This is a genomic window from Streptomyces sp. NPDC026522, assembly GCF_055567555.1.
The window spans coordinates 217155-231921 of sequence record NZ_JBVHQF010000003.1; the positions used below are offsets into that span (position 1 = coordinate 217155).

Here is a 14767-nt window from a genome sequence, read left to right on the forward strand (position 1 = left end):
CGGGAAACCGGGACCGTCCAGAGGGCAACGGCGGGTGTCCCGCGCCGCGAACGACCGTAGTCAGGCGGGCATCGTCAGCCAACCCACCTGTGGGATACCGGCCACGCCAGAAGATCAACAAGGCCAGAACCAGGCCCCTTGGGGTGCTTTTGTCCCGTCACCAGGCCAGCTGGGAGATCTCCTCGGCGACCACCGCGCAGGCGTCGGCGGCCGGGTCGATGAGCGGGAAGTGGCCGACCCCGTCCAGCAGGGTCAGCCCGACCAGCTCGCCCGCCCTGGCCGCCGCGGCGACGTACGCCTCCGCCACCTCTTCCGGGACCACGATGTCGTCCCGGCCCTGCACCACGGCCGTCGCGATGCCCGTCGGCAGCAGGGCGGCCGGGTCCGCGTGCGGCAGCCGCTCGTCCCAGTGGCGTTCGCCGCCCAGCAGCTGCGCCGACGCGCCGCCGCAGACGCCCATCCGCTCCGCCACCGCGAAGTCCGCGATGGGCGCCAGCGCCACCACCCCGCGCAGCTGCGGCGGGGACGGCAGCCGCCAGGGGCTGCCCTCCGGCAGGACGTGCCGGGCCGCGGCCCACAGGGCGAGGTGGCCGCCGGCGGAGTGGCCCGTCACCACGGTCCGGCGCACATCGGCCTGCGGCAGCGCCCGGGCCGCGAGCCCCGGCAGCGCGTCCATGGCGGCGGCGACGTCGTCGAAGGTCTCCGGCCAGCGCCCCGCGACGGGAGCCTCGGCGCCCTGGTGCGGCAGCGCACTCCCACGCCGGTACTCGACATTGGCGACGGCGAAACCGCGCCGGGCCAGGAAGTCCGCCAGCGGGGTCACATGGTGCCGGTCGTAGGGGGCCCGCCAGGCGCCCCCGTGCAGGACCACGACCAGCGGGGCCGGGCCCGGGGCGGCGCCGCGCGGGGCGTAGAAGTCGACGACCTGGTCCGGGTGTTCCCCGTACGCGGCGCTCGCGTCCGGCGCGACCGGCGGATGGGAGAAGGCCGAAGCGGACTCGGCGGCGTCCCGTTCGACTGCGGGGTCCGTCATCGGCTCAACCTCTCGGTAACGCATGGGGCAAAGGTGAACAGGAGCAGCAGGAGCAGCGGGAGTTACGGCGGGGACACGTGTTCCGGTGTTCCGGCAGAGCGGGACCGTATCAGGCCTGAACACGCCGTCAGGTGGCGGGCCGGGGCAATGAGGACGCGGGCGGAGCCGAAGCTCCGCCCGCGCTGTGATGTGCCTCGTGATGTGACGTTTCTCCGCTACATCACCCGAAAATGTGACCCAGCGTCCGGGCCGCGCGCTCCACATCGGCGAATCCGACGTACAGCGGGGTGAACCCGAAACGCAGGACATCGGGGGCCCGGAAGTCCCCGATCACGCCCCGGGCGATGAGTTCGGCCATGACCGCGCGGGCGTTCTCGGACCGCAGCGAGACCTGGCTGCCGCGCCGGGCGTGCTCCTCGGGAGTCACCGATTCCACGGCGCCCGCCGGGACGTACGCGGCCACGCACTCCAGGAAGAAGTCCGTCAGGGCGAGGGACTTCGCCCGCACCGCCTCGACCGGCACCCCGTCCCAGGCGTCGAGGGCCGACTCCAGCGCCAGCATCGACAGGATGTCCGGGGTTCCCACCCGGGCCCGGGCCGCGCCCGCCGCCGGGACGTAGTCCGGTGTCATCGCGAACGGGTCCGCGTGCCCGTTCCAGCCGGGCAGCGGGGAGTCGAAGGCGGCCTGGTGCCGTTCGGCGATGTACAGGTACGCGGGTGAACCGGGGCCGCCGTTGAGGTACTTGTACGTACAGCCCACCGCGAGGTCGACCGCGTTCTCGTCCAGGCCCACGGGCAGCGCCCCGGCCGAGTGGCACAGGTCCCAGACCGTCACGGCCCCGGCGGCCCGGGTCGCGCGGGTGAGGGCCGGCAGGTCGTGCAGCCGCCCGGTGCGGTAGTCGACGTGGTTGAGCAGGACGACGGCGGTGTCCGCCCCCATCGCCGCCGCGGCCTGCGCGGGGTCGACCGGGACGACCGTCAGACCGGTCATCCGGGCGGCCGACGCGGCGATGTAGCCGTCGGTGGGGAAGGTGGAGGCGTCGACCAGCAGCCGGGTGCGGGCCGGGTCCGCCAGCCGGGCCGCGCCGACCAGCGCCTTGAACAGGTTGACGCTGGTGGAGTCGCCGACGGTCACCTGGCCGGGCGCCGCGCCGATCAGCGGGGCGATCTTGTTCCCGACGCGCTCGGGCGCGGTCCACCACCCGGACTCGTCCCACGAGCGGATGAGCAGCTCGCCCCACTGGCGGTTCACCACGTCGGCCGTGGCGGCGGCGACGCCGGCCGGCAGGGCGCCCAGCGAGTTGCCGTCGAGGTAGACGACGCCCTCCGGCAGGATGAAGCGCTCGCGCAGCGTGCCGAGCCCGTCGGCAGCGTCCAGCGCGGCGGCGCGAGCGGCGAGGTCCCCCGGGGCGGAACGGGTTTCGGTCGTCGTCGGCTCAGACATGGCTGCGCGCCGTCCACAGCTCGGGGAACACGTTCTTCTGCGCGCGCTTCTCCAGCCAGGTCACGCCCGCGGAGCCGCCCGTGCCCGTCTTCGCGCCCATCGCCCGGCGGGTGGCCACCAGGTGGTCGTTGCGCCAGCGCCACACCAGCTCCGCCACGTCCGTCAGCACCTCGCCGAGCCGGTGCAGGTCGGGCTGCCCGTCCGGGTCGGCGTACAACTCCGTCCAGACGGCCTCGACCTGCGGCGACGGCTCGTAGCGCTGCGCCAGGTCGCGGTCCAGGACGGACGCGGGCACCGGCAGGCCGCGGCGCGCGAGCAGCCGCAGCACCTCGTCGTAGAGGCTCGGCTCCTGGAGGGCCTTCTCCAGCTCCGCGTGCACGCGCGGCGCGCCCCGGTGCGGCACCAGCATCGACGCGGACTTGTCGCCGAGCAGGAACTCCATCCGGCGGTACATCGCCGACTGGAAGCCGGAGCCCTCGCCGAGCGCGGAGCGGTAGGAGTTGAACTGGGCGGGGGTCAGCTGCGCCAGCGGGCGCCAGGAGGCGTTGAGCGCCTCCAGCTCGCGGAGGGAACGTTTCAGCGCGTCCATCGCGGCCGGGATCCGGTCCTCGCGGAGGGCCTTGGCGGCCGTCTCCCACTCGTGGACGATCACCGTGAACCACAGCTCCATGACCTGGGTCGTCACCAGGAAGACCATCTCGCCGGGATCGTCCGAGCGCAGGTGCTGGAGGTGGGTGAGGACGTCCGCCTGGACGTAGTCCTCGTAGGGGGTGGTGCCGGCGAAGTCGAGGTTCGGGGTGTCCGAACCGGCTCCGGAGGCATCAAGGGCGTGCGACATCTCTGTCTCCTCGACACGTGCTTCCGGGTAGCGGTCCGCTCCTTCCGGTGAGGCAAGTGGAGCCCCGGTCCCCTGCTCGCATCATAAACAGGAGTTCCGGGGCCCCTCTAGGCCAGCAGGCCAGGGCGTTACGCGAGCGTGTCCGCCGCCGTCTGCGAGGAGTCGCGCAGGAAGGTCGAGCAGCGCTCGTACTCGTCCTTCTCGCCGATCGCCTCGGCGGCGCGCGCCAGGGCGTGCAGGGCGCGCAGGAAGCCGCGGTTCGGCTCGTGCTCCCACGGCACCGGGCCGTGGCCCTTCCAGCCGGCCCGGCGCAGGGCGTCCAGGCCGCGGTGGTAGCCCGTACGGGCGTACGCGTACGACTCGACGGTGCGGCCGGCGGCGAAGGCCTCGTCGGCCAGGGTGGCCCAGGCGAGCGAAGACGTCGGGTGGGCGGCGGCCACCTCGGCGGCCGGGGTCCCGGCCGCGAGGGCCTCGCGGCCGGGCTCGTCGGGCAGGTGGGTGGGGGCGGGGCCCCCGAGCAGGTTCTGGTGAATCGACATGCGCCCAGTCTGGGGTATCGGACCCGTTCCACGCCGCCCGGTGGTGGGCGCCCCACCACCGACGGCGGCAGGGGTGTGCCCGGCACACCTCCCCGCGGGGCGGCCCGGGGGCGGAACGTAGGGGTAGCCGACGGAGGGGGTAGCGCGTGAACACCGGCACCGGCACGGGGCCCGGCCGGCCCGAGCGGATGGACGAGGTCGTCGAGGAGTTGTGCGCCGCGGTGTTCGCGCCGCTGCGCCGCCGCGACCAGCGCGAACGGGGACGTCAGTACGTACGGGGGCTGCTCGCCGCCGAGGGGCGCAAGTCGATCCGCAACATGGCGCTGCAGACCGGCTCCGGCGGCGCCGCCGAGGAGCAGGCGCTGCACCACTTCATCGCCGGCTCCACCTGGGACTGGCAGCCGATCCGTACCGCGCTGGCGCACCACCTCGCCCGGTCGGCGCCGCTCGGCGCGTGGGTGGTGCAGCCGGTGGCGATCCCGCGCGGCGGGGAGCACTCGGTGGGCGTCGGGAACCGCTTCGACCCGTACCAGGGGCAGATGTTCCGCGGCCAGCAGGCCTTCGCCACGTGGTTCACCTCGGGCGGGGTGGCGACGCCGGTGGCCTGGCGGCTGTTCCTCGGCGGCGAGGGGCCGACGGAACCGGCCCGGTCCGCGGAGCCGGCGGATTCGTACGCGGCCTGCGCGGTCGAGGGGGTGCCGGACCTCGCCCGGGGGTCCGCCGCGGGCGTCCGGCCCGTCGTGCTCGACGTCCCCGGCATCGCGACCCGGGCCGCGCTGGGCCGCTTCGCGCAGGCCCGGGTGCCGGTGGTGGCGCGCATCAGCCCCGGTGCGCGGCTGGGGGTGGCGGACCAGCGGCTGCCGAACTACGGGGCGTTGCCGATGGCGGCGCGGGACATCCTGCAGAACGTGCGGGGGATGCGGATGCCGGTGGAGTGGACGGACCCGGACCGGCCCGGGACCCGGCGCAGCTCACTCGTGGCGGCGGTCCGGGTGCTGCTCGCGGGACGGGAGCTGCTGCTGTTCGGGGAGTGGTCCGATGCGCGGCGGCTGCCGGGGCGGATGTGGGTCACGGACATGACGCGGGTGGCGCCGGGGGCGCTGGTGCGGCTGACGAAGGAGGCCGGGACGGTGTCCCGGGCGGCGGGGGCGAGCATGGACCGGGTGGGGCTGCGGGACTTCGCGGGGCGGTCCCTGTCGGGGTGGCACCGGCACGTGACGCTGGCGTCGGTGGCGCATGCGGGGCTGTGGCTGGGCGGCCGGCTGCCGGTGGCCGCGCCGGACCCCGACCCCGACCCCGGCCCCGGCCCGCGCGCGCCCCGGCCCCGCGCCGCGCTGGCGCACTGCTGACCCGGCCGGCCGGGGGGCGCGTCAGGGGGTGTTTGCGTCGCTGCGCTCCGTCGAGCGGCGGGCGCGCAGGACCGCGCGGGTCTTGCGCAGCCGGAGCGCCATCTGGATCTCCAGGGCCTGCCCCGGCTTCTGCCAGCCCTCGCCCAGCAGTTCCGTGATCCGCTCCAGCCTGCGCGACACCGTGTTCGGGTGGACGTGCAGGGCCTCTGCCGCGTGCGTGGGGCTGCCGCCCGAGGCGAAGTACGCGTCCAGCGTCCGCGTCAGCTCCGTCAGCCGGTCGGCGTCGTACTCCAGCACCGGGCCGATCGTGGACGCGATGTACGCCTCCACGTCGTGATCGGCGGACAGCAGCAGCCCCACGAACCCCAGCTCGCGCAGCGAAGCCGTGCCGCCCGCCCCGTCGAGCGCGGTCAGCGCGTCCAGGCAGCGCACCGCCTCCGCGTACACCCGGGCCACCTCCCCCGGCCCCTCGGCGGGCCCGGCGGCGCCCGTCGACACCGCGTGGCCCAGCAGCGGCGACAGCTCCCCCGAGGCCCGGTGGGCGGCGGCCGAGGCGTCCGTACCCGGCAGCAGCAGCACGATGCAACCCCGGCGGACCCCCTTGAGGCCGCCCATCCGGTAGGCGTACGAGGACGCCCACGCCACCGCCCGGCCCAGCTCGCCGCCCTCCGGCCGGGCCACGACCACCACGTGCGGCCGGTCGAGGTCGACGCCGAGCCGCCGGGTGCGCTCCGCGAGGCGCAGGTCGAACGAGTGCGGCCGCTCCAGCAGATCGGCCAGCAGTTCGTCGTGCACGGGCCCTTCCGCGGCCGCCGTGCCCCGCTGGATCAGCATCAGCGAGGCCACCGACTGCGCCGCCAGCCGGAGCAGCCGTACGTCCTCCTCCGCGAGCGGCGCGGACGCGCTCAGCAGCAGCACCCCGAGGTCCTCGGCGCCCGCCAGCACCGGCGCCAGCCACACCTCCTCCCCGGGCAGCTTCACTGGGCGCCGCCCGGTCAGCGCCTGGAGCGCGGCCTTGGTCACCGACTCCCCGTCCAGCGGCGGGAGTTCCCCCGTGACGGCCAGCACCCGGCCGCCGGGGTCCCGGACCTGGAGCACGCCGTCCAGCGCGTCGGCGGTGGCCCGGGCCAGGGTCACCAGCCCGGCTCCGTCCAGGACCAGTCCGGCCAGCCGGGCGTGGCACTCCCACAGGTAGCGGACCCGGGTGAGGGCGGTGTTGGTCCGCGTGCCGAAGGCCGCCAGCTCGGTGACCTCGTCGCGGGTCTGCTCCAGCAGCCGGGCCTTTTCCAGGGCGACGGCGGCCAGGTCGGCGAGGGAGAGCAGCAGCCCGATCTCGTCGGGGGTGAACCGGCGCACGCAGCGGTCGGCCCCGTAGAGCGCGCCGAGGGTGGAGTCCCCGCGCCGCAGCGGTACCGCGATGATCGCGTGCAGCCCCTCCGCCCGGACGACGGCGTCGATGCCGGGCGCGTGCGCTATGGAGTCGTCGTTGAGGTAGTCGGCGGTCCAGACGGGGGACCGGCGCTGCTGGGCGATGCTGCCCAGGCCGGTGCCGCTGCCGAGTTCGAGCCCGATGTTGAGGGCGGTGGTCTCGCCCTCGGAGGTCCGCACGTATGCGGACCCGTCCGGGCGGCCCAGGGACAGCCACGCCATGTCGAAGCCGAGGAGCCGCCGGGCCCGCCGGGTGATCAGGCGCAGCAGGCCGTCGATGTCGTAGGGGGAGGTCAGGTCGTGCGCGGTGTCGACGAGGGCGGTCAGCGCCGCCTCGCGCTGCTTGCTGCGGCTCGCGCTCGCCCGGACCGAGCGGGCCAGCGCCACCGCGCGGGTCAGACAGTCGAGTTCGGCGGGGTCCGACCGCCCCGTGCGGGCTTCCTCCAGCAGGGCGTCGTAGGCGCTCTGCGGTGCTTCCCCCGCGAGCAGTTCCAGCACGGCGAGCACGCCCGCGCCGGCGCCCCCGCCCCGTGTCCCGCTGTCCCCCATACCGCGCTTCCCCCGTCCGGCCTGCTGTTTTCAGCCCGGATCTTGAACCTAGGTTCCGTGCGGCGGAGGGTCAAGCACCACACGCCACGGGCGTACCGGTAAGGAAGCGGGCGCAGCCGAGGGCCTCGACGCGTTCCTCGGCCCGGCGCACAGCTGCCGGGAAGGCGCCGCCGGCCCGTTCCCCGCCGGCCCCGCGCAGGCCGGCCAGTTCCAGCCGCAGTTCGCGGCTGCGGCCCAGCGCCAGTTCGGCTTCGACCCACTGCTCCAGCACCGAGCGCCGGTCGGCGTCGAGCACCGCGACGCGGGCGCCGAGCCAAGGGCCGACGTCGATGCCGTCCAGTGCCGGGCCGGTCCACAGGGCGAGGGCGCGGCGCAGTCGGCGGGCGGCCTGCTCGAAGTCGCCCCGGCCCATGGCCCGGTACCCGGCGCCCGCCTCGCGTTCGAATTCCCGGACGTCGGAGCGGCCGCCGCCGGTGTCGAGAACATACCCGCCGGCCCTGACGGACAGCACGGCCTCGGGAGTCCGTACCGAACCGGCCCGCAGCGCCTCCGCCAGCCGTTCGCGCAGCCGGCGGACGGCGGTGTGCAGGACGGCGTGGTGGTAGGGGGACGAAGTGCGGTGGGCCAGTTCGTCCGCGAGGACGGTCTCCGGTACGACGCGGTCGGGAGAGGCGGCCAGCGCCGCCAGCAGGTGCTGCGCCTCGGGCGTGGGCGCCGTGATGGGCACGCCGTTCTCGGTGACGCGCGGCACTCCGAGCACCTGTATGTCCACAGTCTTCTCCCCCTGGCCCAGGAGGCAGCGCCCCCAAAAAATAATACCCAGAAGCATCTTCTTGGGAAGGGGGAAGGGAAAACCGAGTGGCGCGTGGGACTCGTGGAAAGGAGGGACCGTCAGGCGCCCGGCCCTTCCGGCGCGTTGCCGGCCGGTCCGGCCGCCGAGCCGTGCTCGCGCGGTGCCACGCCCACCGCGCAGCCCTCCCGGCACTCGTGCGCGCCCTGGCCGCCGAAGAGCGCCCGCGCACCCCGCCCCGGAGCGGTGTCCAGCCGGATCGCCACGGCCGGGACGACCACGCTCGGCATGACGTGCGCGTACAGCTCCGAGACCTGCCGGTCCATGTCGAGGCCGAGCGTGTGGGACATCGTGTTGAGACCGGCGTAAGCGCCCACGATCAACTGCGAGGGAACCGCGGGGTCGACGCCCGGCAGCAGCTCCCCGCGCCGCTTCGCCTCCGCCAGCACCTCGGTGTGCAGGGCGATCCACGCCTCGTAGGGGGCCGCCTTGTCGAGGGTTTGACCGGCCCGGTCCAAGGTGAGCCGGGCACTGGCCCGCATGAGCACGTCGTGCCGCAACTGGTGGCAGAAGACCATGCCCATGTCCAGGAACTCCTGCGCCTTGTACTCCTGCGGCAGGGCCTGCGGCTGCCCCTGGTTCTGCGCGTCGATGACGGCCTGCGCCAGGGCTTCCTTCGAGCCGAAGTGGAAGTACAGGGCGCCCTTGGTGACCTTGGCGATGTTGACGATGTCGGACAGCTTGGCGGTCTCGTACCCGTACTCCTCGAACACAGTCGCGGCCGCCACCAATATGGCCTGCCGGGTGCGTACCGCCCGGTCCTGCTTCACCGGCGGGCGCTCTGTTCTCATGGGTGGGCCTCTCCTGCCCCCCGGATTTACATCCCCGGGAGTACGTTCTTGTGAGGTGATTCCACACCATCGCGCGGCCGCAGTCCACCGCCGTCCGTCACCTCCGGCCATCCCGTCAGGGTTTCGGACATGGCACAGGGGCCTGCCCGTCCCTGGTGGACGGGCAGGCCCCTGTTCTGGGCCCGGTCACGGACGCGGCCGTGACGGAGGGGCTACTTCAGCTTGGTGCCCGTGGAGCGCAGGTTCGCGCAGGCCTCGGCGACCCGCGCGGCCATGCCGGCCTCGGCGGCCTTGCCCCAGGTGCGGGGGTCGTACTTGGACTTCGTGCCGACCTCGCCGTCGACCTTGAGCACGCCGTCGTAGTTGCGGAACATGTGGTCCACGACCGGGCGGGTGAAGGCGTACTGGGTGTCGGTGTCCAGGTTCATCTTCACGACGCCGTTCTCCAGCGCGGTGGCGATCTCCTGCGCCGTGGAGCCCGAGCCGCCGTGGAAGACGAAGTCGAACGGAGAGGCCTTGCCGTACTTCTCGCCGACACCGGCCTGGAGGTCCTTGAGGAGCTCGGGGCGCAGGACGACGTTGCCCGGCTTGTAGACGCCGTGCACGTTTCCGAAGGAGGCGGCCAGCAGGTAGCGGCCCTTCTCGCCCAGGCCGAGGGCCTCGGCGGTGCGGATCGCGTCGTCGACGGTGGTGTACAGCTCGTCGTTGATCTCGTGGCTGACGCCGTCCTCCTCGCCACCGGTCGGGGTGATCTCGACCTCAAGGATGATCTTGGCGGCGGCGGCCTTGGCGAGCAGCTCCTGGCCGATGGCGAGGTTGTCCGCCAGGGTCTCGGCAGAGCCGTCCCACATGTGCGACTGGAAGAGCGGGTTCAGACCACGGCTCACCCGCTCCGCCGAGATGTCCAGGAGCGGACGCACGTAGCCGTCCAGCTTGTCCTTCGGGCAGTGGTCCGTGTGCAGCGCGACCGTGATGTCGTACTTGGCGGCGACGATGTGCGCGAACTCCGCCAGGGCGACGGCGCCGGTGACCATGTCCTTCTTGTACTGGCCACCCAGGAACTCGGCACCACCGGTGGAGATCTGGATGATGCCGTCGCTCTCGGCCTCCGCGAAGCCGCGAAGCGCAGCGTGCAGGGTCTGGGACGAGGTCACGTTGATGGCGGGGTAGGCGAACTTGCCTGCCTTCGCCCGGTCCAGCATCTCGTTGTAGACCTCGGGGGTTGCGATGGGCATCTGTCCGCTCCTTGGATGTGCGGGGAGTGTGCGATTGCTGGCCCTGACCTGGGGGCGACGTTGCCGTCGCGCCTATCTTTCCAGACTCGGTACCCGCCTCTACCCGGGCCCAGTGGACGTTTCACGTGAAACATTCGGCCGGGCCCGGAGGGCCGGGAGAAAACAGCAGGTCAGCGGCTGCGGCCGGCTGACGGCCGGGTTCCGCGGGCATCTCGGCCCGTGGACGCCCGGCCTCCGGAAGCACCGGACCGGGGCTACGGGGTGTCCGGCGGATCATGGCCGGGCCCGGGTCCACCGGTCACGCCCTAGGGCCTGTCGTCAAAATAGCGCCGGTAAGGCCCGCGGCGTCCGGTGCCGTGCAACGCAAGGTGGAGGGGCGCCCTCGTACTGGACGTACTTGGGAGCTCCGACAACGCGGCGGGGTGCGGTGCCGGGCGTCGCGGGCCAGGCGGGACTTTGACGACAGGCCCTAGGAGAGACCCAGGTCCGAGAGCTGGTAGCCGGTGAGGTAGGGCAGGCCCGCCGCGGCGATCGCGTCGGCCGCGCCGCGGTCCACGATCGTCGCCACGGCCACGACCTCGCCGCCGGCCTCCCGGACCGCCTCGACTGCGGTCAGCGGGGATCCGCCGGTCGTCGAGGTGTCCTCGACCACCAGGCAGCGCTTGCCCTGCACGTCGGTGCCCTCGATCCGGCGCTGCATGCCGTGCGCCTTCTGCGCCTTGCGGACGACGAAGGCGTCCAGGCGGCCGCCGCGGGCGGCGGAGGCGTGCAGCATCGAGGTCGCCACCGGGTCGGCGCCCAGGGTCAGACCGCCGACGCAGTCGTAGTCGAGGTCGGCGGTCAGGTCGAGCATGACCTGGCCGACCAGGGGGGCGGCCTCGCCGTCGAGGGTGATCCGGCGGAGGTCGATGTAGTAGTCGGCCTCCCGCCCGGAGGACAGGGTCACCTTGCCGTGCACGACGGCCTTGTCCTTGATCTGCTGCAGAAGCTCATCGCGTACGTCACTCATGGCTCCGAGCTTAAAGGGAGGCCGGGCCCCGCCTCGACGACAGCGCCTACGGCAGGCGCCGCCAGGTCCAGGTGGTGGAGATCTCCAGCGGGTCCACCGGGGTGACCAGCCGCGGCATGGTGTTCAGACCGTTCGGCGGGCCGGACTGGGGCTCGACGCAGATCGCCTCCGACTCCTCGTCGTAGACGACCACCCACTCCGCCCGGCTGGTGATCTTCAGTTCCAGCGCGCCGGGCCAGGTGAGGGTGACGTCCACCCCGTCGGGCATCCCGAAGCAGTCGTCCCACGGCCCCGGCTTCGGGTCGATGCGGTGACCGGTGGGGAGGTGGTCGGCGCCGCGTTCCTCCTGCCAGGCGGGGGCGAAGTCGAGCTCGGCCTCCGCGCCGCCCGGCACGAGGCTGCGGTTGAACCAGGGATGCCAGCCCGCCTGGGCCGGGAAGGAGTCCCCGTACGTCTCCACGCCCATCGTGAGCGTCAGCGCGTCCTCGGCCAGCCGGAAGACCTGGGTCACCCGGCCCGGGTACGGCCACGGGTCGGCGAGGTCGTACGTGAACACGGCCTCGGTGCCGGTGCTGCGGGCCGGGCGCCAGGCCGCGTCACGGCCGAAGCCGTGGATGGCGTGCGGGGGGTGGTTGAGCGGCAGCTGGTGGACGGTCGCCCCGTCGCGGAACCGCCCGTCGGCGGTGCGCCCGCACCACGGGACCATCGGAAAGGCGCCGTACTTGCGGCCCTGTCGCAGGAGCTCGGTCCCGTCGACGCGCAGACTGCTGATCCGGCAGCCGTTCTCCTGGTCGATCGTCAGCTCGGCGCCGCCGGCGCTCAGTCGCGTACTCATACGGCCGACCCTAAACGGCGCGGGCGCCCGCCGCGTTCAAGCTCCGCAGGTCTAGGGGGTGCCACGCGGGCCGGGCCCGGCCATGATCCGTCAGGCACCCCCTAAGGGCTGTCCCGTCATCCGCGGCGGGTCAGAGCGCGGCGTCAGATGCGATGCATCGCCAGGCGGAGGGTCGTCCTCGTACTGGGCGTATTCGGGCGATCCCGACAACGTGGCGAGGTGCCGTAGCCGGCGCCGCGCGCCCGCCGGGGATGACGGGGCAGCCCTTAGCGCCGGCGGCGCAGGACGCGGCCCACCACCACGGCCGAGGCGACGGCCAGGGCCGCGGCCGGGGCGATCCAGCGGAGGCCGGCCCCGGAGGCGGCGGAGGACGGGGCCGGGACGGGGGCGTAGCGGCCGCGCGGGGGTGCGTGGTCGACCTCCTCGGCGCTGCGGCCGATCATCGTGCGGCGGGCGTGGGCGGCTTCGGCCGGGGGCCGCGCGGGTCCGTCGAGCGGGCCCGGTCCGCCGAGGTCCTCGAAGCCGGTTTCGGCGAAGGGGTCGAGGGACGGGGGCGGGACCTCGGCGTCGAACACCGACTCGGTGATCCCGGTGACGCCCTCCCCGTCCCCGTCGCGGTCCGCGGAGTCGAGCACCGCGTCCTCGGCGTCCGCGACGGGGTCCGCGACCGGCTCGGCCTCCGGCTCCGCCGCCGCGGCGAGGTTCGCGGCGGTGCGGTCCAGCAGCCGCTGCACGGCCGCGGCGGTGGCCTCCGGCGCGAAGCCCGCGGCGCGCCCGGCGGCCGACCCCTTGCCGGAGATCTCCAGCCGGGTGCCGTCCCCCTGCGGGGTGAGCCGCAGCGTCAGCGCGAGCTCGACCGTCCCGGTGCCCCGCACCTCGGTGCCCTCCCCCTCCACGGCGAAGTGCTCCGGGTCCCGCTCGGTGACGGACAGCGCCCCCCGGTAGGTCACGGTGTGCCCGCCCACCCGCACCCTGAGCCGGCCCGCCAGCGGCCCGGACGCGGTGTCGGCGTCCTGCTGGAGCCCGGGTACGCAGCGGGCCACCCGGGCGGGATCGCGCAGCACTGCGCGGAGGTCGTCTGCCGGTACCGGAACGAACACCTGATGCTCCATGCGGACGAGCCTACCGACGAGACCGCTTCCTGTACCCGGTCCGGCGCCGACCCGGGCCCTACGTGTACCTCGGGTGCGGGAGCGTCGACGGCGGCAGGCCGGGCAGGCGGGTGCGTTCCGCCTCCCGGGCCGCGTCCTGGAGGGCCAGGGTGGACACCGAGCGCAGCCCCGGCGCGTCGCGCTCGACCCGCAGCTGCGGCACGGCGTCCCGGCCGGCGAGTACGAAGCCCCAGTCCTGCGGCCGGGTGCCGGCGCCGCCCTGGCCGCGGTCGGGCCCGGCGGCGAAGCCGGAGAGCCGGCCGCCCGCGCTGTAGGCCACGGTCCGCAGGCCGGCCGCCCGGAGGGTGGCCTCGACCGTCCAGTACGTGCGCGGCCGGGTGGCCAGCGGCCCCGCGTGCACCGCGATCCGGCCGCCGGGCAGCAGGGCCCGCGCGGCCAGCCCGTAGAACTCCTGCGAGTACAGCTTCGTGCTGGGCGTGATGCCCGGATCGGGCAGGTCGGAGACGATGACGTCGAAGCGGTCCCGGGAGCCCGGGCCCCGCAGCCAGTTGAAGGCGTCCTGCGTGACGACGCCGAGGCGGCGGTCCTCGTACGCCGCGCCGTTCAGCTCGGACAGCATCGGGTCGGTGCGGGCGAGCCGGACCACTCCCGGGTCGAGCTCGACGACGGTGACGGAGGCGACGTCCGGATAGCGCAGCACCTCGCGGGCGGCGAGCCCGTCACCGCCGCCGAGGACCAGGACCCGGGCGTGCGGGCCGGCCATCGCGGGGTGGACGAGGGCTTCGTGGTAGCGGTACTCGTCGTAGCCGCTGACCCGCAGCCGCCCGTCGAGGTAGAGGTCGAGCGAACGCGGCGAGCCGTCCGCCGGCCCGGTCAGCACCAGTTCCTGCACGTCGGTCTGTACGGCGACGCGCACGTCCCCGCCGTAGACGGCGCTGCGGGCGGTCCGCTCGAAGTCGCCGGCCAGCAGGGTCGCGGAGCCGAGCACGGCGAGGACGGTCACGTTCGCGGTGATCAGCAGCCAGCGGCAGCGGCGGCTGAGGTCGCGGCGGAACAGCCACAGCACGAGCCCGCCGCCGACAGCGGCGTTGACGGTGCCGGTGAGCATCGCGCCGGTGAGCTGGCCGAGCACCGGCAGGAGCAGGAACGGGAAGGCGAGCCCGCCGACGAGGGCGCCCACGTAGTCGGCGGCGAACAGGTCCGCCACGGCGCCGCCCGCGTCCTGCCGGTGGATCCGCTGGATCAGCACCATCAGCAGCGGGATTTCGGCGCCGATGAGCACTCCGATGGAGAACGAGAAGGCGACGAGCGCGGGCCGCGACTCCCCCAGCCAGGCGAAACTCGCGTACAGGGCCATGGCGGAGAGCCCGCCGAGCAGGGCGAGGGCCGCTTCGACCGCCCCGAAACCGAGCGCGGGCCGGCTGCGCAGCCGCTTGGCGAGCAGCGAGCCGACGCCCATGGCGAAGACCATGACGGACAGCACCACCGACGCCTGGGTGACGGAGTCGCCGATGAGGTACGAGCCGAGGGCGAGCAGCTCCAGTTCGTAGACCAGGCCGCAGGCGGCGCAGACGAAGACGGTGGCCAGGACGAGGAGCCGGCCGGTCCGGGGCCGTACGGGCAGGGCGGCCGGGACGGTCGCCACGCCCCGCGGCCCCGGAGCCGGCAGCGCCCGGCGCGGTACGGAACGGTCGATCATGCAGCGAACCGTACGTCACCACCCACTCGCACCCCGTCACTCACATGGGTGCAAGT

Annotated in this window: 13 protein-coding genes; 1 reads left to right on the plus strand and 12 read right to left on the minus strand. The window is 74.1% G+C overall.

Annotated features, from left to right (window positions below):
* Nucleotides 1–157: 157 nt before the first annotated feature.
* The 4 genes from ACZ4M3_RS09345 to ACZ4M3_RS09360 form a co-directional block, all read right to left on the minus strand.
* Nucleotides 158–1033 (minus strand): alpha/beta hydrolase family protein, encoded by an 876-nt coding sequence (locus ACZ4M3_RS09345; protein ID WP_467731011.1) that lies wholly within the window; start codon nt 1031–1033, stop codon nt 158–160.
* 220 nt (nt 1034–1253) lie between these two features.
* Complete coding sequence (kynU, locus tag ACZ4M3_RS09350) at nt 1254–2477, minus strand: kynureninase (protein ID WP_467731012.1); 1224 nt, start codon at nt 2475–2477, stop codon at nt 1254–1256.
* Nucleotides 2470–3315 (minus strand): tryptophan 2,3-dioxygenase family protein, encoded by an 846-nt coding sequence (locus ACZ4M3_RS09355; RefSeq protein WP_467731013.1) that lies wholly within the window; start codon nt 3313–3315, stop codon nt 2470–2472. Before ACZ4M3_RS09355 ends, kynU begins: the two co-directional genes overlap by 8 nt.
* A gap of 128 nt (nt 3316–3443) precedes the next feature.
* Nucleotides 3444–3854 (minus strand): DUF3151 domain-containing protein, encoded by a 411-nt coding sequence (locus tag ACZ4M3_RS09360; RefSeq protein ID WP_467731014.1) that lies wholly within the window; start codon nt 3852–3854, stop codon nt 3444–3446.
* A 188-nt stretch (nt 3855–4042) separates the two neighbouring features.
* Between ACZ4M3_RS09360 and ACZ4M3_RS09365 the strand changes: the two genes are divergently transcribed.
* Nucleotides 4043–5203 carry an IS701 family transposase gene (locus ACZ4M3_RS09365; RefSeq protein WP_467731335.1) on the plus strand — a complete coding sequence of 387 codons (1161 nt, stop codon included), beginning with the start codon at nt 4043–4045 and terminating at the stop codon, nt 5201–5203.
* 21 nt (nt 5204–5224) lie between these two features.
* Here the strand turns inward: ACZ4M3_RS09365 and ACZ4M3_RS09370 are convergent, their stop codons facing one another.
* The 8 genes from ACZ4M3_RS09370 to ACZ4M3_RS09405 all read right to left on the minus strand — a co-directional run bounded on the left by ACZ4M3_RS09370 (nt 5225) and on the right by ACZ4M3_RS09405 (nt 14711).
* On the minus strand, nt 5225–7180 hold the full coding sequence (locus tag ACZ4M3_RS09370; RefSeq protein ID WP_467731015.1) for a helix-turn-helix domain-containing protein: 1956 nt from the start codon (nt 7178–7180) through the stop codon (nt 5225–5227).
* A 70-nt stretch (nt 7181–7250) separates the two neighbouring features.
* Nucleotides 7251–7952: an AfsR/SARP family transcriptional regulator gene (locus ACZ4M3_RS09375; RefSeq protein WP_467731016.1), complete on the minus strand. Its 702-nt coding sequence runs from the start codon at nt 7950–7952 to the stop codon at nt 7251–7253.
* A gap of 119 nt (nt 7953–8071) precedes the next feature.
* A complete protein-coding gene (locus ACZ4M3_RS09380; protein WP_467731017.1) occupies nt 8072–8821 on the minus strand; it encodes a ScbR family autoregulator-binding transcription factor in 750 nt (249 codons plus the stop codon).
* A gap of 212 nt (nt 8822–9033) precedes the next feature.
* Nucleotides 9034–10056, minus strand: a complete 1023-nt coding sequence (fbaA, locus tag ACZ4M3_RS09385) for a class II fructose-bisphosphate aldolase (RefSeq protein WP_467731018.1) — start codon at nt 10054–10056, stop codon at nt 9034–9036.
* Between the two features lie 469 nt (nt 10057–10525).
* Nucleotides 10526–11065, minus strand: a complete 540-nt coding sequence (gene pyrE, locus ACZ4M3_RS09390) for an orotate phosphoribosyltransferase (protein WP_467731019.1) — start codon at nt 11063–11065, stop codon at nt 10526–10528.
* 46 nt (nt 11066–11111) lie between these two features.
* Complete coding sequence (locus ACZ4M3_RS09395; RefSeq protein WP_467731020.1) at nt 11112–11900, minus strand: aldose epimerase family protein; 789 nt, start codon at nt 11898–11900, stop codon at nt 11112–11114.
* Between the two features lie 266 nt (nt 11901–12166).
* Nucleotides 12167–13012, minus strand: coding sequence for an SRPBCC family protein (locus ACZ4M3_RS09400; RefSeq protein ID WP_467731021.1), 846 nt, complete (start codon nt 13010–13012; stop codon nt 12167–12169).
* Nucleotides 13013–13070: 58 nt separating this feature from the next.
* Entirely contained in the window at nt 13071–14711 is a 1641-nt protein-coding gene (locus tag ACZ4M3_RS09405) for a polyamine aminopropyltransferase (RefSeq protein ID WP_467731022.1), read from the minus strand.
* Between the last annotated feature and the right edge of the window lie 56 nt (nt 14712–14767).